At 42.7% G+C, this 14,666-nt stretch carries 14 protein-coding genes; 9 read left to right on the top strand and 5 right to left on the bottom strand.

The genetic code is table 11. The features are described 5' to 3' along the window. The 5 genes from ACTS60_RS01320 to ACTS60_RS01300 form a co-directional block, all read right to left on the bottom strand. On the bottom strand, positions 1 to 1,469 hold a 1,469-nt coding region (locus ACTS60_RS01320; protein WP_440886838.1), incomplete at its 3' end, for a vWA domain-containing protein. After that, entirely contained in the window at positions 1,462 to 2,472 is a 1,011-nt protein-coding gene (locus ACTS60_RS01315) for a vWA domain-containing protein (RefSeq protein ID WP_440886837.1), read from the bottom strand. The genes ACTS60_RS01315 and ACTS60_RS01320, both read right to left, overlap by 8 nt. Then, a complete protein-coding gene (locus tag ACTS60_RS01310) occupies positions 2,465 to 2,941 on the bottom strand; it encodes a DUF4381 domain-containing protein (RefSeq protein WP_440886836.1) in 477 nt (158 codons plus the stop codon). The genes ACTS60_RS01315 and ACTS60_RS01310 overlap by 8 nt, the downstream gene beginning before the upstream one ends. A 43-nt stretch (positions 2,942 to 2,984) precedes the next feature. Continuing rightward, on the bottom strand, positions 2,985 to 3,911 hold the full coding sequence (locus ACTS60_RS01305) for a DUF58 domain-containing protein (protein WP_440886835.1): 927 nt from the start codon (positions 3,909 to 3,911) through the stop codon (positions 2,985 to 2,987). Between the two features lie 14 nt (positions 3,912 to 3,925). Then, positions 3,926 to 4,882 (bottom strand): AAA family ATPase, encoded by a 957-nt coding sequence (locus ACTS60_RS01300; RefSeq protein ID WP_440886834.1) that lies wholly within the window; start codon positions 4,880 to 4,882, stop codon positions 3,926 to 3,928. A gap of 319 nt (positions 4,883 to 5,201) precedes the next feature. On the opposite strand from ACTS60_RS01300, the gene ACTS60_RS01295 reads away from it, so the two are divergent. From ACTS60_RS01295 to ACTS60_RS01255, 9 genes are all read left to right on the top strand, one after another. After that, complete coding sequence (locus ACTS60_RS01295; protein ID WP_440886833.1) at positions 5,202 to 7,118, top strand: methyl-accepting chemotaxis protein; 1,917 nt, start codon at positions 5,202 to 5,204, stop codon at positions 7,116 to 7,118. A 55-nt stretch (positions 7,119 to 7,173) separates the two neighbouring features. Continuing rightward, positions 7,174 to 7,374: a restriction endonuclease subunit S gene (locus ACTS60_RS01290; protein ID WP_440886832.1), complete on the top strand. Its 201-nt coding sequence runs from the start codon at positions 7,174 to 7,176 to the stop codon at positions 7,372 to 7,374. A 174-nt stretch (positions 7,375 to 7,548) separates the two neighbouring features. Beyond that, positions 7,549 to 8,220, top strand: a complete 672-nt coding sequence (locus tag ACTS60_RS01285; RefSeq protein WP_440886831.1) for a LuxR C-terminal-related transcriptional regulator — start codon at positions 7,549 to 7,551, stop codon at positions 8,218 to 8,220. Positions 8,221 to 8,440: 220 nt separating this feature from the next. Beyond that, the gene (locus ACTS60_RS01280) at positions 8,441 to 9,085 is read left to right on the top strand and encodes a LuxR C-terminal-related transcriptional regulator (protein WP_440886830.1); all 645 of its coding nucleotides are present in this window, start codon (positions 8,441 to 8,443) and stop codon (positions 9,083 to 9,085) included. A gap of 195 nt (positions 9,086 to 9,280) precedes the next feature. Further along, positions 9,281 to 9,874 (top strand): calcium-binding protein, encoded by a 594-nt coding sequence (locus ACTS60_RS01275; RefSeq protein ID WP_440886829.1) that lies wholly within the window; start codon positions 9,281 to 9,283, stop codon positions 9,872 to 9,874. A gap of 55 nt (positions 9,875 to 9,929) precedes the next feature. Next, positions 9,930 to 11,648 (top strand): type I secretion system permease/ATPase, encoded by a 1,719-nt coding sequence (locus ACTS60_RS01270; RefSeq protein WP_440886828.1) that lies wholly within the window; start codon positions 9,930 to 9,932, stop codon positions 11,646 to 11,648. Then, the gene (locus ACTS60_RS01265) at positions 11,623 to 12,963 is read left to right on the top strand and encodes an HlyD family type I secretion periplasmic adaptor subunit (RefSeq protein WP_440886827.1); all 1,341 of its coding nucleotides are present in this window, start codon (positions 11,623 to 11,625) and stop codon (positions 12,961 to 12,963) included. Before ACTS60_RS01270 ends, ACTS60_RS01265 begins: the two co-directional genes overlap by 26 nt. Before the next feature lie 126 nt (positions 12,964 to 13,089). Beyond that, positions 13,090 to 13,659, top strand: a complete 570-nt coding sequence (locus ACTS60_RS01260) for a sugar O-acetyltransferase (protein ID WP_440886826.1) — start codon at positions 13,090 to 13,092, stop codon at positions 13,657 to 13,659. A gap of 121 nt (positions 13,660 to 13,780) precedes the next feature. Continuing rightward, complete coding sequence (locus tag ACTS60_RS01255) at positions 13,781 to 14,506, top strand: SDR family NAD(P)-dependent oxidoreductase (RefSeq protein WP_440886825.1); 726 nt, start codon at positions 13,781 to 13,783, stop codon at positions 14,504 to 14,506. The last annotated feature ends 160 nt before the right edge of the window (positions 14,507 to 14,666 follow it).

Genomic DNA, 14,666 nt, shown 5'->3' with positions numbered 1-14,666 from the left:
TGCTGTTGCTGCTGTTGCTGCTGTTGCTGCTGTTGCTGCTGTTGCTGCTGTTGCTGCTGTTGCTGCTGTTGCTGCTGTTGCTGCTGTTGCTGCTGTTGCTGCTGTTGCTGCTGTTGCTGCTGTTGCTGCTGTTGCTTCAGTTTCTCCTCTACAACCGACAGATTCTTTTTTGCAGCCTCAAAGTCCGGTTTCTCTTGGACAAGCTGCTTGTAGAGATCGGCTGCGTCTTCAAGTTGTCCATTTTGAGCCAGTGAATTGGCTAAGTTGTAACGGCCATCAAGGCTTTGGTTATGAGAAAACGCTTCAATCGCGCTTTCGTAATCCCCAGCTTGGTAGCTTGCTGCACCTTTCCAGTTAGGATCAGTAAAGGTACTTTGGGCTTTTTCGTATTCACCCTGTTGATAAAGCTGCTCGCCTTGTTGGTTTTGATTCAAGAACACATTCGCTTCCGCTTTTGGTGTCCAACTCATCGGTACCACAGTCGCAACCAGTACCCAAATCATGCCTCGACGGAAGAGTAGGGCAGCAGGAATCAACAGCAGAGGTAGCAACCAGAAACCACTGTTCAAGCGAGAGTCGGTTTTCACGTCGTCACTTTGCTTGGCGGCAAGGTTGTTACTCGCGTTATTGGTAAACGCGGCAATGTTCTCAACATCACGGTTATTGTGTTGAATTGGCACAAATAATCCGCCGGTCTCTTTGGCTAACTTCTGTAAGTTTTTCAGGTTAGTCTTCGCTACCACGGTGTTGCCTTGTCGACTCTTCATTAAAGAACCATCCGGAAGAGCAATTGGTGCACCAGTTGATGTGCCGATAGCGAGTACTGACACACGAATGTCTTTACCGTTTAATAACGCTAATGAGCGAGACAATTCAGAGTCATCCAAATCATCTGCCAGTACGACGATGTCACCTTGATTGACGCCCGCTTGAGTAAACTGATCAAGTGCGCTTTCAATCGCTGATGGTAAGTTGGAACCTTGATACGGCATTAACTCAGGAGACAAGTTTTCGATGATGCCAGCGAGTGTGTTGGAATCTGTCGTCAGTGGGCTTAACGTATAAGCATCGCCCGCATACGCGACTAAACCTGTTGAACCTTCTTTCCATTTCGGCAATAAATCCAACGCTTTATAGCGCGTTTGAGACAGGCGATTTGGCTTCACATCCGTTGCGTACATAGAGCGCGACATATCCAGAACTAACACTCGGTTTTGGCTTAGTTCAAAGCTTGGGCGAGTGTTGGATTGCCAACTTGGACCTGCCAGAGCAAGACAAGCGATCGCCCATGCTAATCCCCAAATGACGAAGTGGTGCTTGGTTTTCACTGAATGACCAAGCATTTTGGCTAAATGGGGCGCAATCAACGATGACTTTTTGGTTCTGTATTGGCTGTTAATCGCAAGGACGACGGGAATAACGAGCAAACCCAACAACCAATAAGGATTTAGGAAAGTAAACTCAGCCATGTTTTCTCCTTAGAACAAACAGGAACACGGAAAGCACAAGTGCAGCACCTAGTGGGTAAGGGAACCATTCCGACTGAGGGCGCCATGTTTGTGTATCGCTAGAAACTGGCTCTAGTTGATTAATGGTGTCGTAGATAGTTTCAAGTTCTTTTGCATCGCGCGCTCGGAAGTATTTACCACCTGTCATCTCTGCAATCTTGGTCAGCGTTTGCTCATCAAGGTCTGAGGCGGTATTGACTTTGCGAGTCATGAAGAAGTCTTTCACCATCATTTCACCAGCGCCCACACCTACGGTGTAGATGGTTGCGTTGTATTTTTTAGCGATTTCAGCGGCTTCAAGCGGATCAAGTACACCAGCAGTATTGCTACCATCACTGAGCAAGATCATCACACGTTGTGGTGCGTCACTGTCTACAAAGGTTTTGGTACCTAAGCCGATACCATCACCAATCGCTGTGCGCTGACCAACCAAGCCAATGACGGTTTGATTGATCTGTTGCATCACGGTTTTACGGTCAGCGGTTAGCGGCGTTTGTAGATATGCATGATCACCAAATAGAACTACACCTAAGCGGTCACCTTGGCGTTTTTCTACGAAATCAGATAGGACTCTTTTGACGGCGGTTAGACGGTCAATGTATTCACCGTTGTCGTTCATGTCTTCTTTCTGCATAGAGCCAGATAAGTCGACCACTAACATCATGTCGCGGTATTTTGGTTGGAACTCAACCGGATCGCCGTACCAAACTGGGCGAGCACAAGCGACAACCAACAGAGCCCATACGCCAATAGACAGGAATTTTTGCACGACCTGCTTTGGTTTATTGCTGTGTTTATTGTCTGGCAGGTACGCCAGCTTAATTTCAGCTTGCTGAGTCTCTTCAGGGAAGAACTTATAAATCAGCCAAGGTAGGGGCAGTAACAATAACAATAATGCCCACCACCAGACAAACTCAATGTTCAACCACTGAGAGAGGCTCGAAACGAGAGTTGCCTCAGTCACGAGTTTTTGCCTTTTTCTTTGGTGGCAATGCGGTTTCAATCCAGAAAGCGCAATCATCAATTAAGGCTTGATGCTGCTCTTGACCAGACTTTTGATACAGCGCCGCTTGCCACTGTTGTTGTTTGTCGACAAATCGAGTTTCTTTGGTGTAGCTATCAAGAAACTCGTACCAAGCAGAACCTGTTAATGGCGCGATGTCTTCACGAGGGAAGTAACTCAAAGCCGCTTGACGAAGAACCTCTAATGCAGAAGACGGTGTGTGTGGTGTGATCGGATTGGTCAACAATCTCAATGCGGTCTTCTTAGCAACAAGACGCTTTGTACGCCATCTTAAGTACAGTACGACGATTAAGATGGAGAGAACTACACCGCCCAAAACAGCCCACCATCCCCAAGCAAGTGGGAACCAATCAGGTGCATTCGGTAGGATTAAAGGTTCAAGGTTTAGGCTTTGATTATTCGTTGTCATTATTATTACTACTGCTTGAATGATTTGTATGTTGTTGCTTTGATTAGCTTAACTGCTGAACCAGCGGTAACCCGCTCGACAGACTGTTAAATGGAATCGCCATCGAATGACACTGCTGTTTGATGGCTTGCTGATGCTTAACGAAGTGAGACTCCAACTCCTGGCGCTGTCCTTTCGAACCGAAATTAAACCACTGACTTCGATGACCATCGGATGCTTTCGCTTGGCCTCGAAAGTCGGTTTCACCTCGCTCTAGAGGGTCATAAAACTGCACTGCACGAACGCTGTTGTGTTGCTTTAATCGACGCAGTTGAACCAGTTCTTTCTCTTCCACTTGAGCAAAGTCGCTCAGCAGAATAAGCTCACTGCCTTTCGGCGTCAGGTTGTGTAGCGTTTCAATTGCGTTCATGTAAGGCAATGTGCGTGTGCTGTCAGCCTGTTGATTCGTAAGCAATTGATTGTGAGTATTCACTATCGCGTCAAGAATTCTCAGCCCTTGCTTTTGTAAAGAAGAAGGGCGGAACTCAATACACTGGGAACCATCATCTATCACTGCGCCGATGCGGTCTTTTTTGGCTAACGTTAACCAAATCAAGACGCTAGCGAAGTGCGCCAGTTGAACCGACTTCAATACGTATTGGGAGCCAAAGTGCATGCTAGGGCTTAAGTCGATGTATAAGATCACCGCTTGCTCTTTGTCTTCAGAAAACAACTTGGTGTGCGCTTTTCCCGTTCGAGCTGTAACTCGCCAATCGATGCTGCGAATATCATCACCCGCTTGGTATTGGCGTACTTCCATAAAGTCCATACCGCGCCCTTTTTGACGGCTAGTATGGTTACCACTCATTTGCGACCAAATACTCTGTGCTGGTGGCAACCAACGAACCGATTGAGTGCGATATTGAAGCAGCTCTTCAAGGGTTAATGTCACCCCATTCGCATGAGGTGGCAATGCATATGATGCAGACATGTCACCTACCTACGTTATGCGCTACCTACAAGGTTAAGAAGCTTGTCGATAACCTGATTTGCTGTAATGCCTTCTGCCTGAGCGTGGTAACTAAGCAGCAGACGGTGGCGTAGTACAGGGTAAGCCATGGCTTGAACATCTTCTGGTGAGACGAAGTCACGACCTGCCAGCCACGCATGAGCGCGAGCGCAACGGTCAAGCGCAATTGTCGCACGTGGACTCACACCCATAGATAGCCATTTCGCAAGCTCTGAGTCGTAATCGCTTGGCTGTCGAGTCGCCATCACAAGACGAACGATGTATTGTTCGATTGCGTCTGCCATGTGGATGTTGAGCACTTCTTTGCGTGCAGCGAAGATGTCTTCTTGGCTCAAGCTTGGGCGTTCAATCGTCGCTTCGCCTTTTGCTTCTCCACGGTTGATGCGCAAGATAGCCAACTCGTGTTCCGCATCTGGGTAATCCACATCAAGGTGCAGTAAGAAACGATCAAGCTGTGCTTCTGGCAGCGGGTAAGTACCTTCTTGCTCGATTGGGTTTTGCGTCGCCATCACCAAGAATAGCTCTGGGAGTGCGTATGTGTTTCGTCCTGCAGTCACTTGCTTCTCAGCCATGGCTTCAAGCATGGCGGCTTGCACTTTAGCTGGCGCACGGTTGATCTCATCAGCAAGGATCAGTGAGTTGAAAATAGGACCCGACTGGAAGGTAAATTCGCCCGTTTCTGGACGGAAGATATCGGTACCCGTCAAATCGGCTGGCAGTAGGTCTGGTGTGAACTGAATACGGTGGAAATCACCTTCTACACAATCCGATAGAGATTTCACCGCACGGGTCTTAGCCAATCCAGGAGGACCTTCAACCAAGATATGCCCATCGGCAAGTAGAGCAATGAGAAGCTGTTTAACGAGATCATGCTGACCAATGATCTGAGACTCTAAGTAGCTTTGAAGAGTTTCGAAGTTTGTTTTGTGCATTTTTTGGACTCTCTGGTATCCATATGATTCTTGTTTTGAGTATTTGTCCTTGGATCGTCGAGAAAAGTTCCGGCTTGGACACGTAATTTATCTTTTCAATATTGGGGTGCATATAGTAATTGCAACAGCTTGTTAGCTGTGTCTTTTGTCACTAAATATTGAGTTGCACAACAGTTTCAAAAAAATGTGAGAAAAACCTTTAGTTTTCCGCTGTGATGTCGATATAACCTGCGTGAATATTTGCTTGTAAAGGCAGTCCCACACAGCTGATTTGATAAAATGTCAGCACATAACGAGTGATTCTATTGAAGGTCCATAAATGCTTAAATTTAATTCATTGAGTATTAAACAAAAGGTTGTACTTGGTATTACGTTTGCTGTACTTGCCTCTACGATTATTGTTGGTGTGATGGCACAGCGTCATGCTAAAGAAGTTTTAAGCCATCGCTTAATTGATATTGAGTTACCTGCAATGTTGCAGCAAATCAATACTGAAATTGATCGAGAAGTTGTTCAGATGCAACAAGCAGCGAAACAGTTGGCTACTAATGAGTTTGTGGTTGAAGCTGTTTCTACAACTGATCGCAACCCGCAAGTTGAAGCGCAGTTAGTTCAACAACTGAACAATGTGAAATCCCAGTATCAATTAAATGATGCATCTGTAGCAAACCGTGATACAGCATATTACTGGAACCAAAATGGTTTCCTACGTCAGCTAAACCGTTCACAAGACGGGTGGTTCTTTGGTTTTACTTCATCTGGCCAAGAAACGTCAGTAAGTGTGTTTCAGGAAACGAATGGTGATGTGAAAATGTTTGCGAACTATCAGAACCTATCGGGTATTTCAATGTCTGGTCTGTCTAAATCTATGGACGACATGGTTTCGCTATTAAATGGCTTCAAGATTGAGAAAACTGGTTATGTTTTTTTGACCAACAGTAAAGGTGATATCCAAATTCACCGTCAGCAAGGTAAAAACAAGTCTTCTATTAATCAGCTATTCGGTAGTCAGGCATCTCAACTGCTAAACAAAGGTAACTTCAATCTTGTAACTACAGAATTTGAAGGCCAAGAGATGTTTGTGTCTAGCTTGTATGTTCCTTCAATGGACTGGTTTGTAGTTGGTGTCGTACCGGTTAATGAAGTGTTCGCCGATCTAAATGCAACTGGTCAAAAAATGATGCTAACTACAGGGATTGTAGCGCTAATCTTTATTGCGATGGGTGTGTTGTTAGCCAATAGTATTACCAATCCAATTAAGCTGATTGCGGATCGATTTACCGATCTTGGACAAGGTGAAGGTGACCTCGCACAGCGTATCGAGATCAAAGGCAATGACGAGATTGCTCAGCTGTCAAAAGGCTTTAATGGCTTTATTGAGAAAATCCATGCGACGATGAAAGAAGTATCTTTGACAAGTAACTCGTTAAGTGAAGCGGCAGAAGGTGTCTCTCATAAAGCGACGACCACACATGACAATAGTCAAGAGCAGAGAGATCAAACGATTCAAGTGGTAACAGCAATCAACCAAATGGGTGCGACGATCAGTGAGATTGCATCCAACGCAGCGACCGCCGCGGATACCGCAAATCAAGCGTCTGACAATACGCAAACTGGTCGACAAGTTGTGACTCAGGCAAAAGAAGTAATCAGTCGTCTTGCTGGTGACGTAGAAACAACAAGCATGGTTGTTGCTCAATTGGCAACGACGACCAAAGATATTGGCTCAATTCTTGACGTAATTCGTGATATCTCTGAGCAAACTAATTTGCTTGCCTTAAACGCAGCTATCGAAGCCGCTCGCGCTGGAGAGCAAGGCCGTGGTTTTGCTGTAGTAGCTGATGAGGTTCGAAACCTTGCTTCACGTACAGCAGACTCAACAGAAGAAATTCAGAAGATGATTAATCAACTTCAGAGTGATGCTCAAGATGCAGTAACAGCAATGGAAGCTGGTAAAGCGGTAACGTTTGAAGGAGTAGCATCAACAGATGAAGCGGTTGAAGTGTTGATGAATATATCTGAGCGTATTGCCGATATTTCAGACCGAAACACACAAGTGGCAACGGCAACTGAAGAGCAATCAACAGTCGTTCATACCATCAATCAAAACATTGAAGAGATAAATGCTATCAACGAAGCAACCACGGCGACTGCAGAAGAACTGGCTACGGCTAGCCAAGAGCTGCGTGATCTATCCTCTCGTTTGGACAAGATGGTAGGTAGCTTCAAGCTTTAGAGTTGGGTAGAATGTAGGAAGTGCTTTTGATTTTAACTATATTTGGTAAGTATCGATGAACGACTTTGAAAAAGAGCTGGAGATGATCTCTCAAGAAGCGGCTCAAGAGCCTGAAGTTAAACTTCCTTCTCTAGAGGAGCAGAAACAAATTGCTGCTGAACTGAAACAACTAGAAGCTGAAGGTAAGTTAACTCCTGAAGTGTTAGAACAATACTTTGGTAAGTTCAATCAGAAAAATTCAGTGCCAGTGCATTAATAAAGAGGGAGTTTTATACTCCCTTTTTTTATCTTTCTATTTAATTGATAAACTGCGTTACTATCGTCCATTTTCCTTCCTTTTAGCCCAACCTTTTTCATACTTGACAATAATCTCTCCATACCTAAATCTATTGTTCATTTCAACCCAAACTATTAAAGGATTTGAATAGCAATGGAGAGCGAATCTAAAAGTAATGTCATTTTGGTAACAGAAGACAGTTTACAGTCATCGTTACTTAAAGAAATTCTAGAAAATAAACTAAGAATCAATGTATTTCTGCTCTCTCCAGATAAGCTCATGGCTTTTAAAGCTATGTCAGGACATATATCTACAATTATTCTTGATTCCAGTATTATAAGTGATGAAATATACTCGCATTATATGGCGTTGAAAAAGGCAGAGTTTAGTTCCGCCAAGGAGATTTTGATAAATTGCGATAAGAGGATACCAACCGAAGAGTTGTTTGTATGGTCTTGCTTAAGCGGTATTTTTTATAACTCTGATGATATCCACACTTTACATGTTGGAATAGGTAAAATCCTACAGGGGGAGATGTGGTTTAGCCGGAAGTTTTCTCAACAGTATATTACTCATCTCAGAAGGTATGTTAAACCAATCAGCAGAGATACACACACAATACTTACTAAGCGTGAGAAGCAGATAATAACATTTTTATCGATGGGGGCTTCTAACCAGCAAATCGCTGAAAACTTGTTCGTTAGTGAAAATACAGTGAAAACCCATTTGCACAATATCTTTAAAAAAATTGAAGTTAAAAATAGAGTTCAGGCATTGATCTGGGCTAAAGATAATATATCCAACATGTCAGAACACTCTTATTAAGAGGTTTGTCAATTATTTTTGCGAGTCATATCTATTCAAATATAGAAAAATGCGATAAGTGTTTCTCATGTGAGAAACACTTTTTTTTAATTGAAATTTCAACTTGTAGCTATTTTAATCTCTCGTAAATAAACATAGTCTTAATTATCTAGCACTAAGATACTAATTATACAAGGCTAGTGTAGTGGGTATGGTTTAAAATAATGTGTAGAGAAGAGACATGGAAAGTATTCAGATTAATCCAGAGGTACTATTAGTTACTCAACAAAGCTTACAAAGTGAAAACTTTAGGGATATGCTTGCATCAAGGGTAGATACTAAAATAACGACGATTAATTTTGATAATCCTAATCAAAATCTATGTCTAGAAAAGTACTATTTATTGGTCGATTTTTCCGCCGACATGCCCGAAGAAATGATGAATCATTTAAAGTCAGATGATCGTGTCATAGGAACTATTTTACTAAATATCACTCAAGAACTTGCGATTGAAGAGCTGGCTGGTTGGCCGCTATTAAAGGGGATCTTCAAGCCGACGGACTCAATCGATACCCTTTGTAGAGCTTTGAAGGGGATCTTTGATGGAGATAATTGGTTATCAAGAAGAATGTTAGACCAGCTAGTCTCGTACTACGAAGCTAAGAAATATCAAGTTGAGGAACCTGAACTCGAGATTGATTTGACTCGGCGAGAGATTCAAGTTCTTCAAATGTTAAAAGAGGGAGGTTCTAATATGGAAATCGCTGATTCGATGTTTATTAGTGAACACACGATAAAATCTCACCTATATAACATATTTAGGAAAATAGAAGTGAAAAACCGTAATCAGGCGACTCGATGGGCGAAGAAGAACTTGAAGAGTTAGCAAGGCTTCTCGAGCGTAAATCGCCTTATATAAAAGTACTAATGGATAGTTAATTCTACTGACTCGCAACCTTTAATTATTCATGCCATATTCAAACTTTTTCCCTTTGGTTATTCACTAATATCAGCACGTCTGGATCTCAAGTCGTAAGGTGCTGACATTCTAATAACGTAAAGGAAAATAGAGGAACTCTGTATGAGCGACCTGAATAAGTACGAAAAAGAAGAGCAAGGGACGAATAGTGATGACGTAATCAAGTCCTACGATAATTCTGCTTCTGTTATCGTAGGGTTAGATGGTGACGATAAAATCTATGCTGGAGCCAAAGACGATCTTGTAATTGGGGGCGATGGCAATGATTTAATCGTTGGTGGCAAAGGGAATGATGTCCTAAAAGGTGGCTATGGGAACGACACCCTACGCGGTGGGACTGGTGATGATGTGCTATTGGCTTCCCACGGTGATAACCGCATGCACGGTGGTGCGGACAATGATCGTTTGATCATTGGATCAGGCAAAAACGTTGTCAGTGGTGGTAGTGGTGAGGACAAGTTTGTGTTCACAGACAAGTTTGGTGGACATGGCAACTCAACAGTTTTGGACTTCAATGCAGATGAAGATACTTTAATGTTCAGCAGTGATTCAATTCAGTCATTGTCAGATCTTGAGATAAGTTACGATGCACGTGGTAATGCTGTATTTAGTAATGGTGAAGATTTTACTGTGAAGGTAAAAGGCTTAACTCAAGATGAAGTTGAAGCTCACGGTAGTGATCTGTTTGTTTTCTAATTTATCTAAATAGCGCCGGGTGGTCTGGCGCTATATGATTCTAATGGTCTCTTCTGTGCAAAGCTCGATTTTTAAAGTAGTAAAAAACAAGCTAGTTGTGCTTATTTGGAGTCTGATGTTTTTCAGCTTCTTTATCAACTTATTGGTTTTATCTATACCTTTGTATATGTTGCAAGTATACAACAGGGTTATTTCTTCATATTCAACGGATACTCTGATTCTTCTAACAATCATTGTTATCTCTGCGTTGTTTACCATGGCTCTACTCGATATCGCTAGGGCAAAAGTAAGTCAGTCTTTTGGTTACTGGATGGAAGCAAAAATATCAGTGTTTATGCTGCGTCGAAGTATTCAGTTTCAAGCTTACACTGGCAATGGCTACACCTCCCAGGTTTTAAAAGACATACAGACAATAAAAGGTTTTCTGAGCAGCCAAGCGCCATATCCTCTGCTAGACGCAATATGGACTCCTATTTTTATCTCGTTTGTTTATCTATTACATCCAATGCTTGGGCATATTTCACTAGCAGGTTCACTTCTTCTACTTGGGTTAGGCATGCTTAACGAAGCCGTTACTCGTAAATCCTTGCGAGAAGCAGAGATACAGTCTGTTTCACATATTTACCAAGCAGAAACGGCTACTCAGAACGCAAATTCGATACTTGCTATGGGAATGATGAACGCTTTTTTAGAGCGGTGGTTTCAAAACGTCACTAGTACAAAGAAGTTTGAGGAATCATCGGTAGGTAAATCCATCTACTTGACTAATTTTTCAAAGTTTATAAGAGGGTCGTTGCAAATAGCGCTGTTGGCTGGTGGGGCTTGGCTTGTGATATCACACGAAATCACTGCGGGTGCAATGATTGCCAGCTCCATTTTGATGGGTAGAGCACTATCTCCAATGGAACAAGCAATTGGAACGTGGCGAAGTGCATTATCGACACGTAGTGCTTTCTCTAGGCTAAAGGAAATAGACTTAAGAGCAACTATACCCGAAAGCAATATGCCTCTCCCGCGTCCAAAGGGGAACTTAGAACTCAAAAACGTAGCCTACCATCATCCAGAGAATACCGGTCTACTCTTTTCTCAAATCACATTATCAATACCCCAAGGTACTTCCGTTGGAGTTATTGGACCGTCAGGAACAGGAAAATCCACACTTGCCCGTTTACTTCTTGGCATCATACCAGTCACAGCAGGAAAGGTGACTTTGGATGGAATGGAAGTGTCAGCTTGGCCTTCAGAAGACTTAGGGGAACATATTGGTTATTTAGCTCAAGAGGTTGAACTCTTTCCAGGTACTATTCGTGAAAATATTTCTCGATTTAAGGAAGAGGATCCATCCAGAGTGATAGAGGCTGCGAAGTTGGCGGGCTGTCACGAGCTGATTTTGAAAAAAAAGGGGGGCTACGACTTTTCTATCGGTGTTAATGGCAGGGGTCTTTCTGGAGGTGAACGTCAGCGTATTGCTCTCGCTAGAGCTGTTTATGGTCAACCTTCAGTTGTTGTTTTCGATGAAGCGAATGCCAACCTTGATGGAGAAGGGGAGTCAGCTTATCAAAGGTTGATTGCTCACTTAAAAGCTCAGCAGGCAACAGTCATCATTATTGCTCATAACGCTAGCACTTTGAGGCAAATGGAGCGCCTATTATATTTATCTGATGGCAAAGCTCAGCTGTACGGCCCTCGAGAAGAAGTTTTGAAGCGATTGATGGGAAATGACAACACTGACATTCCGAGAGTAAGAGATGAAAGAACAACTGCCCACAGCTGAAAATTCGAAGCGTGACAGAATATTTAGGTACTCTCCCCCAAGTCACTTGAACTGGAAAACTCCAATATTATTCGGTGTTACTGCATTAAGTGCATTTTTGATGGGGTTTGTTTATTGGGGAGCAACTGCTCAATTGGAAAGCGCAGCTATAGCTTATGGTGACTTGTCAGTAGTAAGCAAGCGTCAAAAAGTTCAACACTTAGAAGGTGGGATCATTTCATCGATACATGTTCATGAAGGCGATCGAGTTGAAGAAGGACAAATACTTATTAAGCTTTCAGGACGGCATGCTAGCGCTAAATGGGATTCCATGAATGGCTTATTTATACATACTGTTGCTAAAGAGAATCGACTGTCTGCTGAATTAGATAACCTAGCTGAAATCTCTTGGTCACCGGATTTAGAACTGCTTACGAATCCGGAAGTGCTTCGTGAAGCGAAGTCGGTTCAGAATAAGATATTTGAAGCACGAAAACGTTTTTTTGAGAGTAAGCTAAACATCATAGCGCAGAGCATGTCAGGTGCGAGCTTGGAGCTTGATAATCTGACTGAGACAAAAAAGATTGAGAGAGAGAGGTTAAAATTAATCGAGGAGGAAATTCACAGTAACCAATCTTTAGTACAAAAAGGTTACGCAGGAAAATCAGCCCTTCTTCAGCTAAAGCGTATGGCTACAGAGGTAAAAAGTACGCTCAGTCAGCTTGATAGACAATCTTTGACCGTACAAAAGCGACTGGATGAAAATCAAGCGAGAATCGAAGAACTGCGCTTGGAGCGTCTTAATGAGATTGTCGCGGAGCTAAGAGAAACGAAAAAAGATATTGTTACAGTGCGTGAAGAGTTGCGCTTAGCAAAGGATACGTTAGAGCGTACCAATATACTGGCACCAATATCGGGTAGAGTTGTAAACATGCAGGTGTTTACCGAAAAAGGTGTTATTAACTCAGGTGATACATTGCTCGAACTTGTTCCACTTGATGATGAACTATTAGTTGAGGCTCTAGTCGATCCCCAAGATATAGATTTAGTAAGTACCGGACAGTCAGCACATGTTCGTCTAACCGCACTTAATGCCAGAACGTTGGCTCCTTTAAATGGAACGGTTCTTACCGTTTCAGCAGACAAACTTACCAACCGGCAAGATCAAGAATACTATTTAGCCAGAATCGCTTTGAACCAAGCGGACGTGGATATTCACCAACTCAAATCCGGTATGAATGCAGAGGTACTCATTCTATCTGAACCAAGGACACCACTAAGCTATCTTTTGAAACCATTAACGGAGAGTATGAATCGCGCATTCCGAGAAGACTGATGGATAATATCTGTTTGAAATCTCATCACAGCGCTTATGCAAATAAATAATCCATTATGCCAATCACATTTTGTGGCGATGTGATGTGTTTTGATGCGTTTTATTTTTGGTGAGGTGGTGTAAGGGATGAGAACAGAGAAAGAAAAAATGCTAGCAGGTGAGCCATACGATGCTTGGGATAAAGAGCTCTACCAAGCGCGAATCGAATGCCGTAAAGTGCTAAAAAAGCTAAATAACAGTATTCCTGATACAGGTGAATGGTGTGATGCAATTGATGAACTGATCCCTGATTCAGAAGGAGCTTACCTTGAGCCACCATTTCGATGCGATTATGGCTCTAATATCAAGTTGGGTAAAAACTTCTATGCGAACTTTAATTGTGTTGTGTTAGATGTCGCCGAGGTTCACATAGGTGACAACGTTTTGTTCGCACCGAATGTACAGATTTACACTGCAGGACACCCTCTCGATGTTAAAGGGCGTGTTGAAGAAGGGGTTGAGTTTGGAACGCCCATTTCAATTGGAAACAATGTTTGGTTAGGTGGTGGGGTGATAGTTTGCCCTGGTGTTACTATTGGCGATAACTCTGTGGTTGGAGCGGGAAGTGTAGTGACAAAAGATGTGCCGCCAAACGTAGTAGCGGCGGGGAATCCTTGCAAAGTGATTCGCCCAATAGATAAAAGCAAGTTAGATTAATTATTTAAAAGCCGACAGAATGTCGGCTTTTGTCTTTCATGCAGAAAAGTAGTTGCTATCCATTTACATTCCCAAATGTAAAAATCATTGTCGTCAAAAAATGAATACGAAAGGGTTTTGTATGTATCAAAATAAAGTTGTGGTCATCACTGGTGGCAGTCAGGGGATTGGTCAACACCTTGCGATAGCTTTCCTTGAACTACAAGCTAAAGTTATTGTGTTTGATATTGCTCCAAATAACAATTTAGAAGTGGAATTTTATCAAGTTGATTTGGGACAAACTGAGCAAATAGAACAAGCCTTTGATGAGATACAAAGCTTGTACGGTAAGGTCGATATCCTGATAAACAATGGTGCGATTGCTAACTTCAGCAAGCCTATTCAAGAGCTTACCTTTGAAGAATTCTCTCGTGTTATTGATGTAAATCTTAAGGGATCTTTTGCCTGCTCCCGTAGGTTTATTGAACTGAACAATAATCAACCCTATGGACGTATCATCAATATTGCCTCTACTCGTTGGAATCAGAACGAATCTGGGTGGGATGCTTATGGGGCTTCAAAAGGCGGTGTGGTATCGATGACCCAGTCTATGGCTATTTCATTGTTGGATACGCCCATTACCGTTAATGCTATCAGCCCTGGATGGATTCAAGTTGAAGGATATGACGAACTAAACTCCCAAGATCACCACCAACACCCTTCAGGTCGAGTTGGAAAAGCGAAAGATATTGTTAATGCATGCTTGTTTTTAACTCATCCAGAGAATGACTTTGTTAATGGGCATAATTTGGTTGTTGATGGGGGCATGAGCAAAAAGATGACCTATCAAGACAGCTTAGTTAATTAACTTTCTTACTATTCATTACATACTTAAGTAACCTTGAGATGCTTGGTTCAGCGAGAATGACTTGGTTTGAAGGCAAGGCAACAATTTGGAAAGAGCCTGCTATTTCGCTTTGTTTTTTCCTTGCTTACTTTCGGTAAACAGGGAGCCAGTGATAGCGCTC

It is taken from the genome of Vibrio sp. WZ-1, from assembly GCF_052037695.1.
In the GTDB taxonomy this organism is placed as follows: Bacteria; Pseudomonadota; Gammaproteobacteria; order Enterobacterales; family Vibrionaceae; genus Vibrio.
Note: the sequence above shows the minus strand (reverse complement) of the source record. Positions and strands in the feature narration are given on the sequence as shown.

Excerpts from the sequence above, each read along its gene's own strand:
- ACTS60_RS01310 (WP_440886836.1), bottom strand. The coding sequence starts at position 2,941 with ATGACAACGAATAATCAAAGCCTAAACCTTGAACCTTTAATCCTACCG.
- ACTS60_RS01305 (WP_440886835.1), bottom strand. The coding sequence starts at position 3,911 with ATGTCTGCATCATATGCATTGCCACCTCATGCGAATGGGGTGACATTA.
- ACTS60_RS01300 (WP_440886834.1), bottom strand. The coding sequence starts at position 4,882 with ATGCACAAAACAAACTTCGAAACTCTTCAAAGCTACTTAGAGTCTCAG.
- ACTS60_RS01295 (WP_440886833.1), top strand. The coding sequence starts at position 5,202 with ATGCTTAAATTTAATTCATTGAGTATTAAACAAAAGGTTGTACTTGGT.
- ACTS60_RS01290 (WP_440886832.1), top strand. The coding sequence starts at position 7,174 with ATGAACGACTTTGAAAAAGAGCTGGAGATGATCTCTCAAGAAGCGGCT.
- ACTS60_RS01285 (WP_440886831.1), top strand. The coding sequence starts at position 7,549 with ATGGAGAGCGAATCTAAAAGTAATGTCATTTTGGTAACAGAAGACAGT.
- ACTS60_RS01280 (WP_440886830.1), top strand. The coding sequence starts at position 8,441 with ATGGAAAGTATTCAGATTAATCCAGAGGTACTATTAGTTACTCAACAA.
- ACTS60_RS01275 (WP_440886829.1), top strand. The coding sequence starts at position 9,281 with ATGAGCGACCTGAATAAGTACGAAAAAGAAGAGCAAGGGACGAATAGT.
- ACTS60_RS01265 (WP_440886827.1), top strand. The coding sequence starts at position 11,623 with ATGAAAGAACAACTGCCCACAGCTGAAAATTCGAAGCGTGACAGAATA.
- ACTS60_RS01260 (WP_440886826.1), top strand. The coding sequence starts at position 13,090 with ATGAGAACAGAGAAAGAAAAAATGCTAGCAGGTGAGCCATACGATGCT.
- ACTS60_RS01255 (WP_440886825.1), top strand. The coding sequence starts at position 13,781 with ATGTATCAAAATAAAGTTGTGGTCATCACTGGTGGCAGTCAGGGGATT.